Below are 22,446 nucleotides of genomic sequence, written 5' to 3' on the forward strand. Positions count from 1 at the left end.
TTCTCATCGAGAACATACGCTCTTTTTTGAGTATCTTCAACAGCTAGATAATCAGCTACCACACTGGTTCAAAAAGAAATTACTCTTCTTTAACAAATATAAAGAAGGCATTAAGAATTCGTTTCGCTTCCCTTATTCTAATGGTATTACTGAAGGCTTAAACAATAAACTTAAGGTAATCAAACGGATAGCCTATGGCTATCGAAACTTTTATCATTTTCGTTCACGTATTTATATTATTCAAGGTCTTATTTTTTCACAACAATAAAAAAAGCCTGATAAGAATGTTCTATCCTTACCAGACTTAGATTTCTATTCAGTTTTTTGTTCACCAACACAATTTGACGTAGAACCCTTTTTTGCTAATTAATTTTACGTAATTGGAAATATGCAACAATTTCGCCAATTCCCATAAAAATCAAAATACCACCAAATAATTGGAAAAGTACCAGTAAACTACTAAATGGATTAAACGTTAATACTAATCCAGCAATAATCAAAACTACACTATAAATCAACATCGGCATCCAACTAACATTGACATATGTTCGTAAGTTTACGGATTGAATCGCACGAGTCACGCCAATAATCACGATCATAAGACCTAGGAAAATCGGTAAAATACTTACGATTCCCTTCGCAAAAACAAGCACGATTCCTGCAATCACTAATAAGACGATTCCACCTAGAAAACTCATTCCATAGGTACCGGTTGCTTTTTTGACTTTAACACCATCGTAAAGATTTAATACACCGCTGATTGCAATATAAGCTGATATAAAGTAAACAGCGACTTGGAACACACTCCTAGGATTGATCACAATCAACAATCCAAAAATCATATAAACAATTCCTCGTAATAATGCATATTTCCTTAATTGTTCCATCACGTTATTCATTCATTTCCCTCCACTACCGTTTTACTTGTCTCCATTTATATTGTATAGAATTTTTTTAAATAAGACGAGCAATATGAATCAGTAATTGTTATTTTGGAATCTTAGGTAGTGTCTAGCTCTATACAGAGCTAGACCTACAGCGACATTAACCCACGAAAAACCCCTAGAATTTCAATCCACTAGCTCTATACAGAGCTAGACGTTATGTACTCGGACAAAGCAACACCTTACTCATACGATTTCAATCCACTAGCTCTATACAGAGCTAGACCTCAAAACGTACAATACCGCTCTTTCTTTCATTATATTTCAATCCACTAGCTCTATACAGAGCTAGACCTCAAAACGTACAATACCGCTCTTTCTTTCATTATATTTCAATCCACTAGCTCTATACAGAGCTAGACCTCAAAACGTACAATACCGCTCTTTCTTTCATTATATTTCAATCCACTAGCTCTATACAGAGCTAGACACGCAACCACTGAATCCAACGGCTGAATAGCTTATTTCAATCCACTAGCTCTATACAGAGCTAGACGCCCGCAAGGTGGTTGTGGACGAGTTCCCAATTTATATTTCAATCCACTAGCTCTATACAGAGCTAGACAAGGACAAAACAACAGTGTTTACTATTCAAGTGACATTTCAATCCACTAGCTCTATACAGAGCTAGACATTACCGATAATACCAATCGCTAAAATTGGTTTATTTCAATCCACTAGCTCTATACAGAGCTAGACAAGGCGCAAATCGCTTTAAATAAGTCACAGACAATTTCAATCCACTAGCTCTATACAGAGCTAGACGTATATCTATGATGATTGGGAGCGTGCTGAGCAGTATTTCAATCCACTAGCTCTATACAGAGCTAGACGTAAATATAAACACTTATACAATAAAATTAATAATTTCAATCCACTAGCTCTATACAGAGCTAGACCATGATTACATATTCTTCCGCATATTGTCCGATATTTCAATCCACTAGCTCTATACAGAGCTAGACCTATTTATCCAAGTGAGACAGAAATAGACAAAGGATTTCAATCCACTAGCTCTATACAGAGCTAGACTGGGAATATATTGAGGGATCAAAAGAATGGAATATTTCAATCCACTAGCTCTATACAGAGCTAGACCATTAAAAAAATCAGTATGGGAGATACGTCCGTATTTCAATCCACTAGCTCTATACAGAGCTAGACGGGTCGGACTTACTTTTTCTAGCAGAATCAACTGATTTCAATCCACTAGCTCTATACAGAGCTAGACGATTTAGGTTCTACAGCTCCTATCCACTGCCCGTTATTTCAATCCACTAGCTCTATACAGAGCTAGACATCTTTAGTGAGACTATCTGTCATAGTTTGTAAATTTCAATCCACTAGCTCTATACAGAGCTAGACAAGGCAAAATTAGGCGTTGTGTCACTTTAAGCGAGATTTCAATCCACTAGCTCTATACAGAGCTAGACTGCTATTTAATCATGAATGGGAGACTTTTGACAATTTCAATCCACTAGCTCTATACAGAGCTAGACGGAGTATTTATGGATAAAGAATTTACTGGATTTTTATTTCAATCCACTAGCTCTATACAGAGCTAGACCGCGCTGCAGTGTTTGATCATATGCTATTTTAAGTAATTTCAATCCACTAGCTCTATACAGAGCTAGACATTCACTATCTTCTATCAATTCTCTATCTTCTATTATTTCAATCCACTAGCTCTATACAGAGCTAGACACTATCCAAAAACAAAGCGCGTTAACATGTATATATTTCAATCCACTAGCTCTATACAGAGCTAGACCAACCGACAGCACTATCAATCGGTATATCTTGCATTTCAATCCACTAGCTCTATACAGAGCTAGACTTCAAACGATTTTCAGTTTATACAAATGCATGCGATTTCAATCCACTAGCTCTATACAGAGCTAGACGAGAACTTGCGGGAGACATCAACAATCCTAGTTTCATTTCAATCCACTAGCTCTATACAGAGCTAGACCGTGAAAACAGCAAAAATATATGACATATTTTTACTTTCTTACAAAAAAATTCTTTGAAAATTAAATTCACATGAGAAAAAAGCTTTTTATTGATCAAAAATGACGAAATTATGGTGCGGATCCCCCAGTGATTTCATGTGCACTTGGGGTTCGCACCAATTTTACTTAAAATATCAAAGGAGCTTCTACATCAAAGCTTTCTTTTGCACCAATATGCTCTACTTTATTTTGATAATTATTTCCCAAGCGGTAAATACGTAAACTATCTAATTCTTCATCAATTAAATCAACTAGTTCTTTCTTCAACTTAGTTAACTCCGTCGCATCAACAACACACTCAAAAACAGAATTCTGAACACGCTGTCCATAATCTTGGCATTTTTTTGCTACCTTTCTCAAACGGCGAGTTCCATTCTTCGAGCTTGTCGCGACATCATAAGTGATCAACACTAACATACTTTTCACCTACTTCCATAAGAACGGTGGATAACCATCTAAATCATCTCTTAAAAAGCGACTTAATAACAATGCCTGAGCGTAAGGAACTAATCCCCAATTGATTTTCTCACCTAAAAATGGATGCTGAATTTGTTCTTGTTTCTTCTCTTGCCATTTTTGAAAAAAGATACGCCTACCATCATCCGTCAAAATGACTGCACCACTTTCTTTTTTGACAAAATGCTTTTCGGTCACCATTTTCTTATTAATCAACGTTAAAACAAAACGATCCGCATAAATGCCTCGCAACTCTTCCATCAAATCTAGTGCTAAAGAAGCTCTCCCCGGTCGATCTTGATGCATAAAGCCAACATAAGGATCCAGTCCAACCGTTTCCAATGCAGCAGCACATTCTTGCGCTAACAAAGTATATGCTAAAGAAAGCATAGCATTTACATTATCCAAAGGTGGTCGGCGGTTTCTACCATAAAAACCAAAATCACTTTTTTGCTGTAAAATCATTTGATCAAACAATAGAAAATAACGATTTGCTGCTTGTCCTTCAATTCCTCTTAATGTTTCTAAATCCCCGACTTGGCGAATATCTTCAATGTATTTTTTTAATTCTCCAGAAATTTGTTTAAAACGCTCGACATCAATTCTCATCGGGTTTTCTCTAGTCATTCGCTCCAACATCCAACGTTGATTGTACAATTTACCAATAATAAAATGACGAGCAATTTCTAAGCTTTCTGCTTCTGTATCCGATAGACGGTATTGCTTTTTCCGCAATGTGACATTACCAGTTGTGCCGCCAGTCACTCGACATGGCGGTAGTTATGTCGCACCAGAAACACCAACGTGACATTACCAGTTGTGCCGCCAGTCACTCGACTGCCAAACTTACCAGAAGTCGTTAAAAAGGTTATGCCTATATTTTTTTCAGCGCATTTACGCATCAACGCTGGACTAGCACCTAAATAACCAGAAGTGACAATCGCTTCTATATTATGAAGTGGAACTCTATTTTTCTGTTCATCAATTTTGACCACAATATTCTCACCGTCTAAAGCTAAATAGGCATCTCGGGTTGTTACAAATAAGGTATTCAACAGTTTTTTCACTCGCATAACCTCCGATCTAAGTAACCTTTAACGGTTTGAACATTCATTAATTTAGGTAAACAAATATTTTGTAGGGAACATTTTTTGCAAAAGTTTCCAGTTTTTACCTTTGGTGTATAGCGTCTGGTCCAGTACTGATGCATTTCTGCTACATTTTTTTGTAATTCTTCTCGTAAAGCAGGTGTAATTTCGATTTCTTCTCGGCGTTTCGTTTCATGATAATATAAATATCCTTTAGGTACTTCACAGACTAACATTTCTTCTAAGCAAACGGCTTGAGCTGTTAATTGTAATATATCACTAAGCTCTTGTTTGGGTTTACCATGCTTGTATTCAACTGGTACAGGTAAATAAGTTCCCGTTTCTCCGTTTAAAGGTACACCATTTGGATCTTGCACAAATTCCACCACATCACAGATTCCAGTGATCCCTAAAGTTGGTGAATGGATCGGCAATGCGCGAACAATCAAACGATCTTTGCGCTTTTCACGAATTGTTGGTTGATCGGCTTTTTCATGTAAATATTGACCTTCCAACGTCAGCACATTTTCTTGCCATTGCTGCTCAATATGAATCAATGCCCACTGACGACGACAAAAGAGGAAATGTTGAATCCCTGAGATCATCAAATAATCTTGTTCATCGTACATGTCACAAACCTTCGATAACCGTTAACTCGATTCCTTCTAGTGGTTCCACGGTGACTGTATAATCGTCAAATGATTTTGCACGATCAACTTCAGGAATTTTTTCGATTTTTACTGAGCGATGGACTTTCGCGGATGATGCTTTGCCCATTTTGCTCGGATGTTCCCACCAATAAACCTTTTCGACTGCCATACTGCCATCTGGACGAGCGGATGATGCATCGTTTTCGAAAAGAGTGGTTAGGGCTTCTTTGATTTTTTCTGCATCTGCCTCGGTAAAACCTGTTTTTTCTGCTAGTTGGACGTTGATACTGCCGTTGAAGACATAGACGCCAAAATCTACGAAATGTTTGGTTCCCATGGTGTCAGAGCTTTTTCCGCCACCCTCACTGACTGAATTGACACTTTTTGTGATTTGCATTGTATTAATGTCGATTGGTTCAAGGCTGACTGCAGTTTGTATGGAAACTGGACCACGAACACCTACAGAAAGTTCCAATCCTTTAAATGCAAATACCTGCCCAAAACTACGCGTATCGATCCACGTTTCACAAGCTACTTCACTAAACCGGTTCACATCTGCTTTCTTTTTATCAGCAGCAATTTTATTTAATTCTCCAATTGAATCCACACGATCTTTCAAGCTTTTTAGTCCATCATCTGCTCGATCATCTGACTGGACAAAAATTCTTTCCCCCATATCTTGTAGACGATTGCGGATTTTACGTTTGATTGCTACATCCGAAATCTCGCCATAGCCTTCAAAATTTTGGCGTGGTCGGTTTCCGTTTAGTGGATCACCATTTGGATTAGCATTTGTCACTGATGTGATTACTTTAAAGTCGATTTTGTGTGTTAAAACTGTCATGATTTATTCCTCCGTTTTCTCTTCTGTTTTTTTCTTCAAATCTGCTCGTTGGCTGTAATAACCTAATAAATATTTCCCGTCTAAAGCCTTATCTGTATAATGTTCAAACTCAAAAGACTCACCAATTTCGTCTAATAATTTTTGATAATAACTTCCTTTTCCTCTTAGCCTTGCTTGATACGGAATCAAATTTTCTTGAATGATCCTCCAAGTTTTTAACGGATGATTACTAAAAGCATTCATATAGCGAATCGCATTTGTACTTCTATTAATACCTGCTTTATATAAGGCACGTTCTTCCAACACATCAGCAACTGCCAACATTCTTCCAAATAAGTAACTTCTATCTTTCTGATTTTTATCTAGAGCCACATTTTTTTCCTCCTTTTTAAAATTAAAGTGTTTTTTCATTACTGCACAGGCAATACTTAATGTTTTTTCCCATTCCCATTTTTCCATGCTTACAGGATTTGACGCTCTTTGTAGGAGATTTCGAACTAGATTTATTGGAATCCTTTTTCCATCTACAACACAAGGAAATAGTTCATGAATTGTATTTTTTATCAGCGTATCACTCGCTCGTGAACCATAGGCTGCTTCGGCGATATCCCTCAAAGATGGCGCTCCCCAAAAAGTATAACGCTGCTTATTTTTACTGCCATAAGTATGTCGCCAGAAACAAGTTTGATGCCAGTCTTCAATTCGAGCAAAGTATTGTTCTTTTTCAATCGAACGATAGTACAGAATCCCCATTCTGCCTGGAGTAGCTGCATCTAGAATCATGATGTAAATTGGTTCGTGATAAGCAAGCTTTACACTATAACCATTCAAGGCTTTTTTAAACAACTCAGAAAATTGTTGATGGGTTGTGTCTGGGTTTAGTAAAACTTCCGCTTCTTCATCCTTTGCAAAAATAGCATCAAAATCAAGAAAATCAGCACTGGATTCTTCTGGATTAGGAACCTCTGTTTCTTTTTTCCCCCAGGTTAAAAAGACTCGTCCATCTAAAATAAACGCTTGTTTGCCAATCAGCCATTTTAAGGCGTTATGGCCTTTTTGGGAGACTTCGTAACTGATCGAAGCCACTTGATTTTTATCTGTAAAACGACCTTTATACGTGAAATTCACCGAATCATTACCCGAAATTATTTTCGCCATATCACCACCATAACGTACCTTTGAAGGGTGATTTTCTGTCAGAGGTAACATTTCGCCCGTCACATAATCTAGCCCTTCGTTCGTCAGTTCGTTTGTATAATAAGCGACAAAGGAGTCAATGATTTCTGAATCTCCCCAGAGTGGTCGTTTTCCTGTCCCTTGTTCTTGAACAGCAAATCGAATAAAAGAGGTTGCTTGTTCACCAACTACTACACTGAATAATGCTGGTTTCTCGCCAAATTCTGCTTCTAGTTCCTTTGACCATTTGGGAATAAGTTGATGATTTTTCTCAACTATTACCTTTGCCTGTATTAAATCTTCAATTAGTTTGCCTTTTTTTAAATAACTTAAAACACTTTTAACGACTGGCTGAGAATAATCTGATTCACACCAAGCCTGCAAGTTTTCTAAATACATCTGATAAGAATTTTTTCCAGCTTTATTCTTTTTGTAAACACCACCATAGTGCTCAAAATCACCCGCAACATAAACTAAATTGTCATGGATTAAATGTGGTGCAGACGTTGAACCAGCTCTTCCAGCAGACTCAATCGTTACTGGAATCATTGTTTGTGCGTCTTCTTTTGGAACGACGCTTGCTGAATAAAATTCACCTTCTGGCGTTATCGTTACTTCGATTTGAGCATTTTGATACGCATGTGCAATGGGTAAAAGTACAATTTCTTTTCCAGCCGAAGTTCGTTGGACTTTTCCTACTTGGTCGGCATTTTCTCTGTACGTTTCATATAAGTCATTCAACCAACTCATCATTCGACCTCCTGTTCCAAGGATTCAAATAACTGATCGACGGGTTCTATTTCTGAAAGTTCAAATGTTTTAGCTTGCATCGTTCTAAGCGGTCGAACTAAGGTACATGCTTCTGGGCGAGGAAACAGAATAATCCCTTTTTCCATAATCGGGTGCCACAAACGAACAGCTAGTTCGTCTCTCCCTGTTTCATCTGGATAGGATAACCCATGCACCATTGTGCCAAAATGTAGCTCACCTTCATACGCATCATAGTCTCCTTTTGCCACACCAAACTCAACAGGTTCCACATATCCCTGACATTCTCGCGTACCTAGAAAAATATCTCTTCTTCCGCCAGCTTTGATTGAACGTTTTAAAATTTGATAATGTTTATCTTCATTCCAATCGCCTTTTAAATCAGGACGATGTTGATTAAACTCGAAATGGACTTTCACTTCATAAACAGGCTTTTTCAAATACGTATAATAAGCTAAATCACTTGCACTGCTGTCATTGTATTTCATCGGGCGCATGCCTTTAGATTCCATTTGAATTGATTTAATTACACGTACTTCATCAATGTAATAAACAATTGATGGTTTCCAGTAGATACTTTCGGTAATTCCTTTTAAGGCTTGATAGGTAGGAACTTGATAGGTCATCTTTTCTCCACCCATTTTTGTCAAAGGATCAGTAAAAAGAGCATACTCACCTTCAACTCTAAAAGAAATTTGATTTTTATATTTCATTGATGCTTCCTCCTTTTTTAAAATTCTAAATAACCGCTCGCAGCTTCTGCTTCTAAATCGATTCCAAATTTCAAATCGTATGCATTGCTCGTCAGAGCTAAAACATCTCCATTTAGAAGTGGATAAATACTACCCGTTTTTTGAAGTTCCATCAGTTCGTGCTGAAACACATTGACCATATATTGTTGCGCTTTTTTTAAAGTAGGGGCATACTCTTCTGGTCTCAACTCTCCATTTAAATCAGCGATTAGATCGTTACCTTTTTTATACGGAACAAGTACTGATGTTGTTGGGCTATCAATGACCTGAAAATATTTCCCTACTGTTTTAGGACTACTTCTAAAAGCCAATAGAGGAGCAGAGCCATGTGTTCGTTTGTAGTGCTCTAGAGCATTAGCCCCTTCACCTAATAAACTAAATAGATTAAGGGATGTCTTTTTTACGGGATAATTTAATTCATCCTTAAAACAATCATAATATCGATCAAAATACCGTTTCTGAACATCATGAGAAAGTAATTCCTTTTGTTCTAGTTCACTGCTTTCTTTAAGAATATCTAGCGTAATTTCTTGGCCTTGTTTAATTTCTGGTAAATGGGTCAGATTTTCAAGGTCTGCTGAAAGATTGATTAAGTAAACTGGTTGTGGCTTGGTTTCACCATGTCGATTACAACGTCCTGCCGCTTGAGCAATTGAATCTAAACCTGCTACTGAACGAATAACGGATTGGAAACTGATATCCACACCAGCTTCAATTAATTGCGTTGTGATACAGATGAGTTTTGTGTCGCTATTTTTTAGCTTTTCTCGTAGTTCATCCAATAAATTTTTCCGATGCTTGGCACACATTGAGGTGCTCAAATGATACAATTCAACCTTTTCTAATTGCTTATTCTCTAAATATTGATAGAGACTTCGAACAGCTTTTTTTGTATTTAAAATAATCAGCAGGTTTTCTTTTTCTGCTAAAATTTCTTCGCTAAAATCTGCTAACTCTTCAAGCTTCCATGCTTCATTCGTTGTCCGATCAATGACCTCTACTCGTTTAAACTTTGATTCTACTTCTGATAAGTTGGCGACCATTTCGCCATCGGATTCTTTGGCTAATGCTCTACCGACATTTTCTAAAGATGGCTGAGTTGCAGTACATAAAACACTTGTCGTTGTGCCGTAATTTTTTAAGAAGTTCAAGCTTTCATTAAATAAATGAGTGCAGTTTGTTGGAACACCTTGTGCTTCATCAAAAATAATCACCGCATTTGTTAAGTTATGAAAACGACGTGGATTTCGGGTTCCTCGGCTGTATATCGTATTTAGAAACTGCACCATCGTAGTAAAGATTACAGGGCTTTCCCAATTGTCTTTCATTAATGCTTGTTTCTGCTCTAAGGCTTCTTTTTCTGCTTCTGACTCCTCTGTTTGTCTTTCTTTCGTTTCTTCCTGATCCGTAAAAACGTTGGAATGATGCTCTAGAATATTTACCTCATCTTTTAAAATCTCTCGGACTGTCGCAGCATTTTGTTCGATAATCGTTGTGAATGGCACGACATAAATAATGCGTTCTTTTCCATGTTTGATAGCGTGATTCAAGGCAAAACGTAAACTGGCTAACGTCTTCCCGCCTCCTGTTGGAATCGACAGGGTGTAAATCCCTATTTTTCTTTCAGCAAAATTTTTACACTGTTCTGACATTTGACTACGAAGTTGATTGATTGGCGTGTCAGCTGTAAATGTTGAGATAAATTCTTCTAAGCGTTGACTATAAGATTGAAGTAAAACGTCATTTTCATGTTGTTTAAATGTTTTATTTTCTTCAAATAACATCGTATTCGTTCGGTCTGCATCTAGAAGGCAACTATAGATGAATTTTAAAAGAAAAAAGGTGTCGTTTTGTTTGACTCGGCTCTTTCCTTCAGCTTGATAAAACCTTCTCAATTCTTTTGTTGCTTCCAACAGTAATTTCTGAAACTGTTCTTCTGACATCACTTCTTGGAAAAAACGACCTTTGATTAGTTCATACTCAACAACCTCTATTTCATCTACTCGTCTGAGATAATCAGAAGTCGCTTCTCCTTCTGGGGTAAAAAAGTCTTGTAGACCTCGACTGCTATGATGGGAAATAATTGCATTACCTACTAATTCAGCAAGAATATATGAAAATGGATCACGACTATTTTTGTGGCAATAATCAAACAAAAGCATACCGCCAGCTGTTGAATGATCAACACTGCCTCGTGTCACACTTTTAGGATCAGCCACTGCTTTTTTTAAATACACTTGGAATTCATTTGAATATTTTCCTAGATCATGAAGTAAACCAGCTAAATAGCTAGTTTTTCTTAGTCCTATTTTTCCGCCCCAATCGGCGCTTAGTTCGGCGCATTCTGCTAGATGATCCTTTAAAAGTTGCTTTTCTCCATCATATTTTCTCACATGGGCTATATACATACTTAAACTCCTTAATTGATCTCTAAATGTCTTAAATACATTATATCATTTCTAAAAAAAAGAACTATCTAAAAATTTAAATAGTTACGTTAATTTTTTGATTGATAAAGAAAAAAGTAGACGACTAATAAAATTACTAATACTAGTATAAATAAATCAGAAAGATTAATTTGAACTGCCCAAAGTTTATCTACTAAAACTACGATGAGTGCGCTAATAATAACCAATAACAATTTTTTACTATTTTCTCTATCAATCATTTAATTAATATCCTTTCTGATGTATCCGAAAAATTATTTATGTAATAAACACAGAATTGAATAAATATGATATTCAATCGACTTTATTGTACAATTGGAATTATATATTGTCAACTATTTTTCATAATTAGATAAAGTTAAAAAATTATGATATAATTTTTTAAAATAGGTTCTCTAGATAACCTGTCACATTTTGAATGTGTGGATTGAAATAATTCTGTGTTTAGTACTTAATGATATCATCAGCCTAAATTCTAGAATTTAGGCTGATTCTCATTTATATAGATAAATTTCGTTTAGGTAAATAAAGCAAGAAAAACTTGACTATCCAATTTTTTTCATGTATCTTATACGTATAAAAGAAGAATGGTCATACACCAAAGACCCCATCACTTTCGGAGAGTGATGGGGTTTATTTTGGCTTCTAGTCGCTTTCTAGCCTTGTCGATTATCAAGCCAATGTTTGAACAGCCCTAAGACCACTCCGACAATAACCGGACCAATGATCGTTGTAAATAACAGAAGAATGGTCATGCACCTCCTTTCTGCGATACGTATCGCCATCGCAAAAGAGAAAGCGACCATTTTCAGCTTATCAAACTTTTTATCCCTCGCTACTTTTTCCTTATAAATAATTCCGATTTTGTCAAACTTGTCCTATTTTTTGGACTCATTTGATTATATACTCTATTTTACGCTCTGCAGAAATAGTCAGCCAACTCAAAAAAATTTTGTTATTTTTTCTTATATATAAGGGACATGTTTTTCGTGTTATTTAATCCCTTCCCCCAAAAAATTTCGTTGTGAACAAGCCACTCTTTCTGTATAATAAAACGCATAGGATAGAAATAAGTAACATTAAAAATAAATAAATTGGCTCTTCGTGGTCTGGCGCCAACCAAACCAGAAGCCTTGTTTAAACAGTAGCACCTGTCAAACAACTTTGCCAATAGCGTAAGGATCGATCTATTTTTGTTGTACACTTCCATAGTGACGACACATTTTATAGTTTCTTTATCTTGCCTATTTGTAGACGATTACAGGTCACCTGTGGATCGTCTTTTTTTATTTCTATCCTACACATTTTGAGAAAAAGAAAAAAGGCACTTCATTGTTCGGCGCCAACCGTTCAATGAAGCCCTGAATAGAAAGTAGCACCTCTCTATCCAAGTTGCCTATTTGCCAGTACCGTAGCACTAGCTTCTTTATTGTACCTAATTCTTGTAAGAATTTCTAGACACTTTTCGAATTTTTCTCTGGTTACACAAAGAAGTTCCCTACAAACTGGCTTAATTCAACCATAGAGACGAACAGCTTTCATTTTTTCTTTTGTTCTACATCCCAATAAGAAAAGGAGAACTATCATGAAAAATTCCGTCATCTGCATTAAAACTGTCCCGTATCAAGAGATTCTAAATCTTCGAGATTCACTGGAACGCTTAGAATCTTGGAAAGAACCATTGGAAGTTCTTGAAAAGTATTTTACCAATCCAACGACACCAATCAATAAAAAACAGGTCGTTAAACAGTATTACGCTAGTGCCAAATTGTTTGAAATATTTAATAAAGAATTTGAGTTATTGATAGCAGAGTCGCAAAAACAATTGGCTATTATTACACAAAATCAAAATAGTTGATTAAAAAAATGAAAGGAAGGATCTTTTGCGTATTTAGATAGTGTCAGGAACAAAAATATGATTGGACTATTTTAAGTCACATTAAAAATGGGAGGGATTATGTTGGATTTACTAAAAGCAACAAAACAAGGAGAGAGAATTGTTATTATCTTTCCAAAAAAATTAGCTATAAAAGAAAATCAAGAATTCTACTACTATAAAAATAAAGAAGGGATTATTTCATTTATTCCAAAATAGAACGTCTTTCTCACGAAACAATTCATTAAAAATTTTAATAGGCGCTTGTTTTCAAGTAGTTTTCGTATAAAAGCGAAAGACCTAGAAATGAATACTATTTTCTAAGCCTTTCGCTACTATTACTGATAAAGAGTTTTTCTATGCAAAATCACTGTGATAAAAATCGTTATTGTCTTGTTCTATCACAATAAACAACCTGTTCACTTATCATTAAATAAGCTCCTGCATCATTTCAGCATGAGAAATACTTTCGTCATTTATTTGATGCTTTTTCATCAGATTATTGTATGTTTCTAAATCAATCTGATTTTCTAGGCTTTCCAAAATTGTTGTCTTAGCAAGTTCAGATAAGGATATCTCTTTAGAGTCAGCCAGCCTTTGCATAAAATCTTTTTCATCGTTAGATAATCTAAATGACACTGTATTCATTCAGTTACCTCCTCTTCAAACATTCGTCTTACTGATTATCGTAATACATTTACATACATTTTTCAATTGTACTAAAACTACATTTTGGATTGTTCCGCTACTAATAAACACTTTACTTCTCAATCCCATAATCAATCTCAATAACCAAGTTGTCTCCATCTAAAAAATACTTGCCCGTACCTTGAATTCCTGAAAGTTCTTCCGTTCCAGTGTTCTCTTTTATCACTAATTCATTGTGCGGAAGTCCCTTTTCAAAAGTCCCTCGTTCTTCTAAGACAAACGTGCCTTTGCGACCTTTTAGCACCCCTTCAAAGAACAGATACCCTAAATAGGTTGCTTCTGATAGATGAGGGTTTTCTTGATTGTACTGCGAGTAATGCAACAAATAATCTGCTTTGAAACTGCCTGTAATTTCTTGTAAGGCTTTATACCAAGCAGAAGCTTTCGCCACTGGTTGTTCAGTCGGGATATCTGCCAATAATTCTTCCTCCCATGAAACAAGCTCAAAGGTACTTTTAGCCAACATGATCCTCACCAGCAGTTCTTAGTTCTTGTTTGATTGCTTCATAGTAGCCTAACTTGTAAAAGTTATACCATTGTTCCACTTCTTTTTCAGGCATTACTTGAAGTGCCAACAAAATTTCTTTCGCAAACTCTAAATGCCCAGTTCCATTAGCTGTAATCAGGTTGTTTGCTCTTATTACTTGAACTTCTAAATAGTGATTCCCACCAGTATAGCGCTCGCCAGCGTAATCTTGTAAGTCTTGTAGTTGGTTGCTCGTATGCTTGTGATCATTTAGTAACTCTAGACTTCCCAAATAAACAGTCGCATCACAAATCGCTGCAATCAAAGCACCTTGTTGTTCCGCTTTGGCTACTAAAGCATCGACTTCTTTGGCTTTATCCGTTCGCCAAGATTTTCCACCAATTAAAATCAACGCAGCAAACTCTTTTTGACACGCTTCGGCAAGCGTATAATCTGGTAATGTCGAAAAACCACCCATTGAATGAATCGCTTGTTTTTCATTTGAAACAGTTTTAACCGTGAACCCCTCTTGCTGATTCAAGACTGCTGCGATCGATGCTGCTTCCCAATCTGCATAATCTTCTAATAATACAAAAAACACTTCTGTCATGATTTATTCCTCCTTAATTTAAAAGTGAAGCGGGCTCGTTTAACTCTGACAGGAAAATAGGAAAATCTAACTGAGGTGCTTTTTGCCTCATTTAGATTTTATCTTTTTCCCGAAGAGTTAGCCCGCGTAACTAGATAACTTACGGTAACAACGTTCCGCTATGCTACACCTTGTACTTTTCAACATCTTAATAACAAGAGGAAGCAACGTTCCTTTCAGTCACCTTGTACCAATCAATATCAACTCATAACTTCGTTGTATTTCTTGGCATGTTTCAAAGCAAAAGCGAAGCGAGCTCGTTCAGCTCCGACTGGAAAATAGGAAAAATCGATTGTGGTGCTCTTTACCACAAACTATTTTTATCTTTTTCCTGAGGAGCTAGCCCGCATAGCTAGATAACGGTAACAACTTCCCGATTTTATGGAAAAAGGATAAGCTAGATACCTGTTGGAGTTCATCATACAACAGAAGTGTGACAACTGATTGTCAGCTTTTGTAAAGAAAATACATTTCTTCGATTTTCGCTTTGACTGCCTCTACTATGCTCGGCGGTTCAACAACTCGTACCTTATCCTGTAAACGTAAAATGAAATCGACCGATTTTTTATGATTTATCAGTGGAAATACAATCGTTCCAGTAGTTGATTCCTTTTCATGCTCCTGAAAAAATTCTGCCCCTAGTTTATCAATCAAATATAATTTATCTTTTTGCTCATAAGTTAAGACGATTTGCTGCACTTCTGGTGATACCATCGCTTCTAAATAATCAATTTCAGACTCTATGGTTAGCTCTACAGGGTCTAGTGGTCTAGATTCAAATATCTCGCCTAACAGCGCGTATGTTTGAATCCTTGTCAGTTTAAATAAGCGAAATGCCTTTCTTTTTAAACAAAAACCATACAGATACCAATGTGAAGCTTTAAAAATAAGCTTATAAGGTTCTATTTTCCGTTCAGAATAGCCTTTCTTGGAATGGTATTGAATCACAATGATTTGCTGCGTTGCTATCGCTTGTCGTAAATCATCTAATTTATTTTTTCCGTCATTTGGTTTATACCAAGAAGATAGATCGATCAACAAATCACTTTGCGGCTGTTGTACCTTCATATTAGGGGCAATTTTTGCCAGCAAAGGACTAATTTCAGAGGATGTTGAAATACTTTGAATCGCTGAAAGTCCTGTCATAATCGTCGAAATATCCTCAGTTGAGAATACATGTTTACTTACTTTGTAACCATCGACAATACCGTAACCGCCATGAATCCCCGCATAAGAAATAATCGGAATCCCCGCTAAATTTAAGGTTTCGATATCACGATAAATGGTTCGTTTAGATACTTCCAGCCGTTCTGACAACCCTTTGGCGGTCATTCGGTCATTTTCCGTCAATAAATTTACCAAGCTGAGCAAGCGATCTATTTTCATAATTTCTCCTTTTCACTATATCTATACAGATAAAAAAGGAATCCATTTGCTAAATGCTCATCGATTCCTTCTTTCTTGATTTTTCTATTATCATTATACTTCGTAACAGATTATCACACAATTTAATCCAGTAAACAAACAGTCCAAAATCAGAATTTATCTACGTGGCTCTATAAAATAATATTATCCTTCAAAATCTCCAGATCCGTAATCACAATCTTCCGTTCCAGAATCTTGATTGCGCCTAAGTCCTTCAACTGCTGCATCATTCGATTGACGCTACTAGCAGAAGTAATGCCACAAAAATGAGCAATCTCTTCATTTGTCACCACAAAATCAATCAATAATCCGTCATCTATTTGCACACCAAACGTATCATATAACTCATAAATCTGAGTGCAAACCGCACCAAATTTCCCATTCATCAACATCTGCTGCATCTTCTTCATCGAATACATCAAACGCACGCGATAATAATCTTTCACATACATCTGCAGGTCTTTACTCTGGTTGATATCCTTCCAAAACTGTACACGATCGATTTGATACAGCTCTGCCTGGTCAGACTCAATTCGAATGTTAAACGGCGCATCAATAAACTGAGAATATTCATCCCGTAAAAGCGAAACGATTTCCAAGCTATTGATATATCTAAGATTGAATTCTCGTCCATCTGGCGAAATAACGCTAGTTTTGATAATGCCGCTTTTTAAAATATAAGCATAACGGTCTTGTAACCCTTCATAAGTAAGATACGTTCTCTTTTTCTTCACTACGACTGGAAACGAATGATCGTCTAAGTATTCTTGCAACACGTGGCTGTCCATTTAGTAACTCCTCACCATTTATATGAAAATTTCCTGTAAAAGCTATTCTTATTTAAGATGATAACACATCGAAAAGCAACAACAAATGTATATGACTTTTGTTATGCTTTTTTGTTAATAACTTTTTTTTAAAACAAATCCGCATTTTTTTTACTCATTTTTTTCGTATAGTATCTATACAACTAGCTTTCAGAAAAGAATTGTAACTTGCAATTTAAGCTTATCCTAACAAGAAAGAAGGAACGTGCAACAATGACGGAACATTCAGAAGAAAAATTATTCAATAAAGGGTTTATCAGCATTACGTTGATCAATTTTGTGGTCTATCTCGTTTATTACTTATTGATGGTAATCATCGCAGTGATTGCGCAAGATACCCTTCATGCTTCATTAGGTCAAGCCGGTCTGGCTTCTGGTATTTATATTATTGGGACTTTATTTGCTCGGCTATTTATGGGAAAAATGTTGGAGTTACTTGGTAGAAAAGCGGTCTTGCGATATGGTGCTTTATTTTATCTCATCACAACGATTGCTTATCTCTATATTCCAAGTATCGGGATTCTTTATTTTGTTCGTTTACTTAATGGCTTTGGTTATGGAACGGTGTCGACTGCGACAAATGCGATTGTGACGGCCTATATTCCTAAATCAAAACATGGTGAAGGAATCAATTATTATGGATTAAGCACTAGTTTAGCTGCAGCGATTGGTCCATTTATTGGGATGATTTTATTAAATACAACGAGTTTTTATTTTATTATTCTGTTTTCGATCGTGCTGATTTTCTTGACAACGATTGCTTGTTTTATCTTCCCTGTAAAAAATATTCAATTAAGTGCTGCTCACAAAGCTAGTTTATCTCGTTGGACAGTTGATAGTTTTATTGAAAAAAAAGTGCTATTTATTTCGTTTATTGCCTTTTTGATGGGACTTTCTTATTCCAGCGTCCTTTCATTTCTTTCCTCTTATGCCAAAGTGATCGATTTAGTCAGTGCTAGTTCTTTTTTCTTTGTGGTCTATGCGTTGGTGATCACAGCGACTCGTCCAATGTCTGGCAGAATCTTTGATGCGCGTGGTGAAAATGCGGTCATGTACCCTAGTTTTATTTTTCTAACGGCAGGATTACTCTTATTGAGCGTGACCACAAGTGGTTGGATGTTGCTCGTTTCAGGTGGATTGATTGGTTTGGGATATGGTACGTTTATGTCAAATGGCCAAGCGATTTGTTTGAAAGCCAGTCCTAATAGTCATCGAATCGGCATTGCATTGTCTACTTACTTCATTGGTTTAGACCTTGGTTTAGGTGTTGGACCGTACGTTTTAGGCGAATTACGAAGTCTACTTTCCTTCCAAGGGTTGTACTTCGTTGCAGGGTTGATCCCTGTGGTTTGTACGGTTCTCTATGCTTTATTTTACCAGTCAAAAGCACCCACTTACGAAAGTAAATGAAACGAACAATAAAAGGAGCGATAGTATGAATACAGATGAACATATGCTAGAAATGTTACAGCAAACTTTAGTAAAAATTGATGAATTGAATACTCGAATAGGTCATATCGAAAAAGATCTTACATCGATCACTATGCACCAACTAGCTATGGATCATTACGCACAAGCGATTCAAATGGCTACAGAAAATAATAACATCATGGGTTAAAATCAGAGAAGATCAAACGCTCATTGACTCTACTACTTAGCTTTGTTGCATTATCATAAAAAATAAAAATCAGCGTCGCTTATCAGGGTTAACCTGTTGGCGACGCTGATTTTTTAAAATGCAGGTGTTAATGTTTCACTGTATTTTGTTTCCAGTAATTCTCGAACTTTATCGCTCGTCATCGCTTTTTTCAGCGCTTTGATTTTATCTGAATCTTTGTTGTCTTCTCTGGCAACCAAGCTGATTGCAAAACGATCATCTACTTTCTTCTCCAATAAAATAGCATCTTTTGGTGTCAACCCAATTTTCGCAATATAGGTTGGATAATTGTAGACCATCGCAATATTATTTTCGTTATACGCTTCAGCTAGATTTAATAAATCAACAGAAACCCATTCCAATTTTTTCGGGTTTTCAACAATATCTTTGATTGTTCCATTAAAGCCAACGCCATCTTTTAATGTGATCAGACCAGCATCATCTAGGATCGCCAAAGCCCGACCTTCATTTGAAACATCACTTGGCAAGGCGATTTTTGCTCCTTCTGGAAGCTCTTTGATATCTTTATATTCCTTAGAATAAAACCCAACTTTAGCATTGTATATTTTTTGTACGACAACTAAATTACCGTCTTTTTCCTCATTGAATTTTTGCATAAACGGTTCATGTTGCGCAAAGTTCGCGTCGATTTCTTTGGCATTCAATAATTCGTTGTATTGAATATTATCATTTACTTGCACTAATTCTACTTTGTAGCCAGGTTCAACTTCTTTTGCGGCTAACTCAACTACTTCAACGGTTGAGGGAATATGTGAAGCAACTTTGATCACTTTATCTTCTTTTTTCTCTGTATTTGCTTCTTTTTTCTGACCTCCGCACCCGACAATTGCCACTCCAGCCAACACTAACATACTGATCCATACTTTCTTTTTCATGATTTTGCTCCAATCTATTATTTTTTGTTTATTTTTTTAGCTAACCAGCTACCGCTGATTTGAATCACACTGACAAAAACGATCATCAAGACAATTGCCGTATACATGACGGCATATTCATAACGTTGATAGCCATAACGCAAGGCAAAATCGCCAATTCCGCCACCACCGATCACACCCATTACAGTCGAATAAGAAACCATACTAATAATTACTGATGTCAACGCTAGAACTAATCCAGAGCGTGCCTCCACATATAAAAAACGAAAAATCAATTGAACCTTGGTACTGCCTAAAGAACGTGCTAGTTCTAAACTATCGTTTGGCATTTCTAAAAGCACTTGCTCCACAAGTCTGGCATATATTGCAACTGCTACAAAACTTAATGGTAACGCTGCTGCATACGTCCCAAATGCCGTTCCTAGTACAAAGCGAGTAAAGGGAATCAGTGCCACTACAAACAATAAAAAAGGGAATGAGCGAACAATATTAATATAGCCATTCAATAAAATCCCTATCCACTGACTGGACTTACTCGGTAATATTTTCGTTAAATACACAAAGGTTCCAAGTGGTAATCCCAGAGCTACCGCAGCGACGATTGAAATTAAAATCATGATGCCACTTTCAGAAAGAGCTTTTGTAAGTTCTGGAAGGTAGTAACTAATTTTATCTATATATGCTGTCATCATCCCAAACTCTCCCGAACTCTTTCATAATATGTGCCAAATTGTAGCTGTTGTTGCTCTTTTTGAATCGCTAGAGTTTCTAGCACTTTGCCTTTTTCCAAAATTGCCGTTCGATTACATAATTGCTTGATCAATGTTAACTCATGGCTAACAATGACCATCGTTGTCCCAAACGTTTGATTGATTTTTCGTAATAATTCCATGATGTCATAGGCATTTTGGCCGTCTAACGCGGAAGTTGGTTCATCACAGAGTAAGATTTTAGGTTGTGTAATCAACGCTCGCGCAATCCCCACACGTTGCTTCTCACCACCGCTAAGCTGTCTGGGATACTGTTCTCCCTTCTCTGACAGACGTACAAAATCCAGCACTTCCTGCACCCGCTTTTGATCATAGGTTTTATTTAAACGTAAAGGAAGTCCTATATTTTCATTCACCGTTTGATTGTAAAGTAAATTGAATTGCTGGAAAATCATGCCGATTTGTTTTCGATTTTGACGCTGTTCTGCTTCGCTCAACTGCATCAAATCTACTCCCGCAACTTTGACTGTGCCTTGACTTGGCCGTTCTAGGGTATTGATCATACGCAATAGCGTTGATTTCCCAGAACCACTTTCACCGATCACACCAAATAATTCATGGTCGTTTATTTGCAAATCAACATTATCTAATGCTTTGACAGTCACTTTCTTGTGGCTATAGCTCTTTGAAACTTGTTCAAAACGAATCATGTTATTCCCTCCAACTTAATCAACCAATAACTGAATAAATTCTGCTTTCGAAATATTACTAAAATAATCGTCTACAGTGATTTCAGCTAAGACATGTTCCAGTGCTTCTCGATCATACCTACAGCCAATCAATAAATCAGCTATTTCTTTCGTATCTTTTTGGCTAAAATAATCACCATAAATCGCAATTGCTGAGATACGTCCTTTTTCCACAGAAATATTGGCTTCCATTAGTCCACCTGTGAACTTCTCTTCTCTTTTTATTGTATACTTCGGTTCCTCACCAAATACCCAATCATCATTTCCATAAATGTCTAACACCAATTGGTCGATAGCTTGCTCATCTTCTTGTGTAAGTTGATACTCTTGTGACTTGATTGATTCCATCGTTTTCGCGTTAAATAAATGCAGCAATAATCGATCTCGAAACGCTTCTGTAGAAATCCCTTGATATTCTTTCGCCAGATATGGTTTGAGATTAGTTACTCGGCTTCTGACAGATTTTGTCCCTTTTGATGCTAGCTTTTTTTCGGAAACAGTCAATACCCGGCTAACTTCGTCTAAGTCAACATCCAACATCAATGTACCGTGAGAATACATTTTTTTATTTTTCGTATACATAGCATTTCCAGAGAATTTTTTCCCATCAATCAACAAATCATTTCTACCACTGACTTCGGCCCCCGTTGCGCCCATTTCATGTAAGGCCTCAATGATTGGTTGTGTGACTACTTTAAAGTTCCCAAAAGATTCATGATCTGCATTCACAACAAAGCTAAAACTCAGATTCCCCAAATCATCATACACCGCACCACCGCCAGATAATCTTCTGGTAATTGTGATTTGATGTTCTTTTGCATAAGCCAAATCAACTTCCGCTCGCACATTCTGATTGCGTCCAACAATGACACAAGGTTTTTGAATATAAAACAAAACAAGTGGCTCGTCAAACGTTGATTGGTTCAGTAGATATTGTTCTGTCGCTAAGTTTCGGCGAATATCGTGAGAGGGCATCCTTACATAATACATTCTATTCCTCTTTTCTTATTTTTTCGCTTTTTTATAAAAGTGCTTTCAATAGAAGAAATAAAAACTTTCTGATTATTCCAACAACAGATTCAGTCTATCATTCCTAATTATAATATTACACATATTTGCTCAAAAAAGCTCTATATTATGAGGAAAATAGATATTTTATATAACAGAAATTTCCGTTTACGACAGATTTTAGTACACAAGAACTCTGAGAACTTTAGAATTCATAGAGCTAAGTAAAATAAAAAACCGCTCCAATGATCTGAAGATTCTGATCATTAGAGTGGTTTCTTCTTATAAGAGATTTAATTTTCTGGTGAGGATCTCAACCTAATTAGCGAATCTCTTCC

22 protein-coding genes, 1 pseudogene and 1 CRISPR repeat array are annotated in these 22,446 nt (G+C 36.5%); of the genes and pseudogenes, 5 read left to right on the top strand and 18 right to left on the bottom strand.

Annotated elements, in window-relative coordinates:
* On the top strand, nt 1-268 hold a 268-nt coding region (locus BCR22_RS15560; RefSeq protein WP_141706539.1), incomplete at its 5' end, for a transposase.
* A gap of 94 nt (nt 269-362) precedes the next feature.
* Here BCR22_RS15560 and BCR22_RS05530 read toward each other — a convergent pair.
* The 9 genes and pseudogenes from BCR22_RS05530 to BCR22_RS15220 form a co-directional block, all read right to left on the bottom strand.
* Nucleotides 363-899 (bottom strand): HdeD family acid-resistance protein, encoded by a 537-nt coding sequence (locus tag BCR22_RS05530; RefSeq protein WP_069653989.1) that lies wholly within the window; start codon nt 897-899, stop codon nt 363-365.
* 168 nt (nt 900-1,067) lie between these two features.
* Nucleotides 1,068-2,916: direct repeats of the CRISPR family, unit length 33 nt; unit sequence ATTTCAATCCACTAGCTCTATACAGAGCTAGAC.
* A gap of 166 nt (nt 2,917-3,082) precedes the next feature.
* The gene (gene cas2, locus BCR22_RS05535) at nt 3,083-3,373 is read right to left on the bottom strand and encodes a CRISPR-associated endonuclease Cas2 (protein WP_069653990.1); all 291 of its coding nucleotides are present in this window, start codon (nt 3,371-3,373) and stop codon (nt 3,083-3,085) included.
* Between the two features lie 9 nt (nt 3,374-3,382).
* Nucleotides 3,383-4,479: pseudogene (gene cas1 / locus BCR22_RS05540) on the bottom strand (CRISPR-associated endonuclease Cas1).
* On the bottom strand, nt 4,476-5,129 hold the full coding sequence (gene cas4 / locus BCR22_RS05545; protein ID WP_069653991.1) for a CRISPR-associated protein Cas4: 654 nt from the start codon (nt 5,127-5,129) through the stop codon (nt 4,476-4,478). The pseudogene cas1 and the gene cas4 overlap by 4 nt, the downstream one beginning before the upstream one ends.
* A 1-nt stretch (nt 5,130) precedes the next feature.
* The gene (gene cas7c, locus BCR22_RS05550; protein WP_069653992.1) at nt 5,131-5,994 is read right to left on the bottom strand and encodes a type I-C CRISPR-associated protein Cas7/Csd2; all 864 of its coding nucleotides are present in this window, start codon (nt 5,992-5,994) and stop codon (nt 5,131-5,133) included.
* 3 nt (nt 5,995-5,997) lie between these two features.
* Nucleotides 5,998-7,920 carry a type I-C CRISPR-associated protein Cas8c/Csd1 gene (gene cas8c / locus BCR22_RS05555; protein ID WP_069653993.1) on the bottom strand — a complete coding sequence of 641 codons (1,923 nt, stop codon included), beginning with the start codon at nt 7,918-7,920 and terminating at the stop codon, nt 5,998-6,000.
* Nucleotides 7,920-8,651, bottom strand: coding sequence for a type I-C CRISPR-associated protein Cas5c (cas5c, locus tag BCR22_RS05560; protein WP_069653994.1), 732 nt, complete (start codon nt 8,649-8,651; stop codon nt 7,920-7,922). The genes cas8c and cas5c overlap by 1 nt, the downstream gene beginning before the upstream one ends.
* Nucleotides 8,652-8,668: 17 nt before the next feature.
* The gene (locus BCR22_RS05565; protein ID WP_069653995.1) at nt 8,669-11,098 is read right to left on the bottom strand and encodes a CRISPR-associated helicase/endonuclease Cas3; all 2,430 of its coding nucleotides are present in this window, start codon (nt 11,096-11,098) and stop codon (nt 8,669-8,671) included.
* 695 nt (nt 11,099-11,793) lie between these two features.
* On the bottom strand, nt 11,794-11,892 hold the full coding sequence (locus BCR22_RS15220) for a type I toxin-antitoxin system Fst family toxin (RefSeq protein WP_111248477.1): 99 nt from the start codon (nt 11,890-11,892) through the stop codon (nt 11,794-11,796).
* Between the two features lie 830 nt (nt 11,893-12,722).
* Here BCR22_RS15220 and BCR22_RS05570 point away from each other — a divergent pair.
* The gene (locus tag BCR22_RS05570) at nt 12,723-12,995 is read left to right on the top strand and encodes a hypothetical protein (protein WP_069653996.1); all 273 of its coding nucleotides are present in this window, start codon (nt 12,723-12,725) and stop codon (nt 12,993-12,995) included.
* A gap of 102 nt (nt 12,996-13,097) precedes the next feature.
* Complete coding sequence (locus BCR22_RS15830; protein WP_276205049.1) at nt 13,098-13,232, top strand: hypothetical protein; 135 nt, start codon at nt 13,098-13,100, stop codon at nt 13,230-13,232.
* 210 nt (nt 13,233-13,442) lie between these two features.
* Here BCR22_RS15830 and relB read toward each other — a convergent pair whose 3' ends face one another.
* From relB to BCR22_RS05595, 5 genes are all read right to left on the bottom strand, one after another.
* On the bottom strand, nt 13,443-13,661 hold the full coding sequence (gene relB / locus BCR22_RS05575; RefSeq protein WP_069653997.1) for a type II toxin-antitoxin system RelB family antitoxin: 219 nt from the start codon (nt 13,659-13,661) through the stop codon (nt 13,443-13,445).
* A gap of 112 nt (nt 13,662-13,773) precedes the next feature.
* A complete protein-coding gene (locus BCR22_RS05580) occupies nt 13,774-14,187 on the bottom strand; it encodes a DUF3224 domain-containing protein (RefSeq protein ID WP_034683529.1) in 414 nt (137 codons plus the stop codon).
* Nucleotides 14,177-14,797 (bottom strand): DJ-1/PfpI family protein, encoded by a 621-nt coding sequence (locus BCR22_RS05585; protein WP_069653998.1) that lies wholly within the window; start codon nt 14,795-14,797, stop codon nt 14,177-14,179. Before BCR22_RS05585 ends, BCR22_RS05580 begins: the two co-directional genes overlap by 11 nt.
* A 486-nt stretch (nt 14,798-15,283) precedes the next feature.
* Complete coding sequence (locus tag BCR22_RS05590; RefSeq protein WP_069653999.1) at nt 15,284-16,222, bottom strand: helix-turn-helix transcriptional regulator; 939 nt, start codon at nt 16,220-16,222, stop codon at nt 15,284-15,286.
* A 170-nt stretch (nt 16,223-16,392) separates the two neighbouring features.
* On the bottom strand, nt 16,393-17,049 hold the full coding sequence (locus tag BCR22_RS05595) for a Crp/Fnr family transcriptional regulator (protein WP_069654000.1): 657 nt from the start codon (nt 17,047-17,049) through the stop codon (nt 16,393-16,395).
* A 252-nt stretch (nt 17,050-17,301) separates the two neighbouring features.
* Here BCR22_RS05595 and BCR22_RS05600 point away from each other — a divergent pair, with 252 nt between their 5' ends.
* The gene (locus tag BCR22_RS05600; RefSeq protein WP_069654001.1) at nt 17,302-18,498 is read left to right on the top strand and encodes an MFS transporter; all 1,197 of its coding nucleotides are present in this window, start codon (nt 17,302-17,304) and stop codon (nt 18,496-18,498) included.
* A gap of 25 nt (nt 18,499-18,523) precedes the next feature.
* A complete protein-coding gene (locus tag BCR22_RS05605; RefSeq protein ID WP_069654002.1) occupies nt 18,524-18,706 on the top strand; it encodes a hypothetical protein in 183 nt (60 codons plus the stop codon).
* A 113-nt stretch (nt 18,707-18,819) separates the two neighbouring features.
* On the opposite strand, the gene BCR22_RS05610 is transcribed toward BCR22_RS05605, so the two are convergent.
* The 4 genes from BCR22_RS05610 to BCR22_RS05625 are packed head-to-tail and all read right to left on the bottom strand — an operon-like array spanning nt 18,820 to nt 22,090.
* On the bottom strand, nt 18,820-19,641 hold the full coding sequence (locus tag BCR22_RS05610) for a MetQ/NlpA family ABC transporter substrate-binding protein (RefSeq protein ID WP_069654003.1): 822 nt from the start codon (nt 19,639-19,641) through the stop codon (nt 18,820-18,822).
* A gap of 17 nt (nt 19,642-19,658) precedes the next feature.
* The gene (locus BCR22_RS05615) at nt 19,659-20,333 is read right to left on the bottom strand and encodes a methionine ABC transporter permease (protein ID WP_083241759.1); all 675 of its coding nucleotides are present in this window, start codon (nt 20,331-20,333) and stop codon (nt 19,659-19,661) included.
* Nucleotides 20,330-21,061 carry a methionine ABC transporter ATP-binding protein gene (locus tag BCR22_RS05620; RefSeq protein ID WP_069654004.1) on the bottom strand — a complete coding sequence of 244 codons (732 nt, stop codon included), beginning with the start codon at nt 21,059-21,061 and terminating at the stop codon, nt 20,330-20,332. The genes BCR22_RS05615 and BCR22_RS05620 overlap by 4 nt, the downstream gene beginning before the upstream one ends.
* A 15-nt stretch (nt 21,062-21,076) precedes the next feature.
* Nucleotides 21,077-22,090, bottom strand: coding sequence for a lipoate--protein ligase (locus tag BCR22_RS05625; RefSeq protein WP_069654005.1), 1,014 nt, complete (start codon nt 22,088-22,090; stop codon nt 21,077-21,079).
* Nucleotides 22,091-22,446: the final 356 nt, after the last annotated feature.

Origin of the sequence: Enterococcus plantarum, assembly GCF_001730295.1 — a bacterium.
GTDB lineage: Bacteria > Bacillota > Bacilli > Lactobacillales > Enterococcaceae > Enterococcus_L > Enterococcus_L plantarum.

Coding starts and splice junctions, on each gene's coding strand:
- cas5c (WP_069653994.1), bottom strand. CDS start 8,651: ATGAAATATAAAAATCAAATTTCTTTTAGAGTTGAAGGTGAGTATGCT.
- BCR22_RS05620 (WP_069654004.1), bottom strand. CDS start 21,061: ATGATTCGTTTTGAACAAGTTTCAAAGAGCTATAGCCACAAGAAAGTG.
- relB (WP_069653997.1), bottom strand. CDS start 13,661: ATGAATACAGTGTCATTTAGATTATCTAACGATGAAAAAGATTTTATG.
- BCR22_RS05605 (WP_069654002.1), top strand. CDS start 18,524: ATGAATACAGATGAACATATGCTAGAAATGTTACAGCAAACTTTAGTA.
- BCR22_RS05580 (WP_034683529.1), bottom strand. CDS start 14,187: ATGTTGGCTAAAAGTACCTTTGAGCTTGTTTCATGGGAGGAAGAATTA.
- BCR22_RS05615 (WP_083241759.1), bottom strand. CDS start 20,333: ATGATGACAGCATATATAGATAAAATTAGTTACTACCTTCCAGAACTT.
- BCR22_RS05600 (WP_069654001.1), top strand. CDS start 17,302: ATGACGGAACATTCAGAAGAAAAATTATTCAATAAAGGGTTTATCAGC.
- cas4 (WP_069653991.1), bottom strand. CDS start 5,129: ATGTACGATGAACAAGATTATTTGATGATCTCAGGGATTCAACATTTC.
- cas8c (WP_069653993.1), bottom strand. CDS start 7,920: ATGAGTTGGTTGAATGACTTATATGAAACGTACAGAGAAAATGCCGAC.
- cas2 (WP_069653990.1), bottom strand. CDS start 3,373: ATGTTAGTGTTGATCACTTATGATGTCGCGACAAGCTCGAAGAATGGA.
- BCR22_RS05590 (WP_069653999.1), bottom strand. CDS start 16,222: ATGAAAATAGATCGCTTGCTCAGCTTGGTAAATTTATTGACGGAAAAT.
- BCR22_RS15220 (WP_111248477.1), bottom strand. CDS start 11,892: ATGACCATTCTTCTGTTATTTACAACGATCATTGGTCCGGTTATTGTC.
- BCR22_RS05610 (WP_069654003.1), bottom strand. CDS start 19,641: ATGAAAAAGAAAGTATGGATCAGTATGTTAGTGTTGGCTGGAGTGGCA.
- BCR22_RS05565 (WP_069653995.1), bottom strand. CDS start 11,098: ATGTATATAGCCCATGTGAGAAAATATGATGGAGAAAAGCAACTTTTA.
- BCR22_RS05625 (WP_069654005.1), bottom strand. CDS start 22,090: ATGTATTATGTAAGGATGCCCTCTCACGATATTCGCCGAAACTTAGCG.
- BCR22_RS05570 (WP_069653996.1), top strand. CDS start 12,723: ATGAAAAATTCCGTCATCTGCATTAAAACTGTCCCGTATCAAGAGATT.
- BCR22_RS05530 (WP_069653989.1), bottom strand. CDS start 899: ATGAATAACGTGATGGAACAATTAAGGAAATATGCATTATTACGAGGA.
- BCR22_RS05585 (WP_069653998.1), bottom strand. CDS start 14,797: ATGACAGAAGTGTTTTTTGTATTATTAGAAGATTATGCAGATTGGGAA.
- cas7c (WP_069653992.1), bottom strand. CDS start 5,994: ATGACAGTTTTAACACACAAAATCGACTTTAAAGTAATCACATCAGTG.
- BCR22_RS05595 (WP_069654000.1), bottom strand. CDS start 17,049: ATGGACAGCCACGTGTTGCAAGAATACTTAGACGATCATTCGTTTCCA.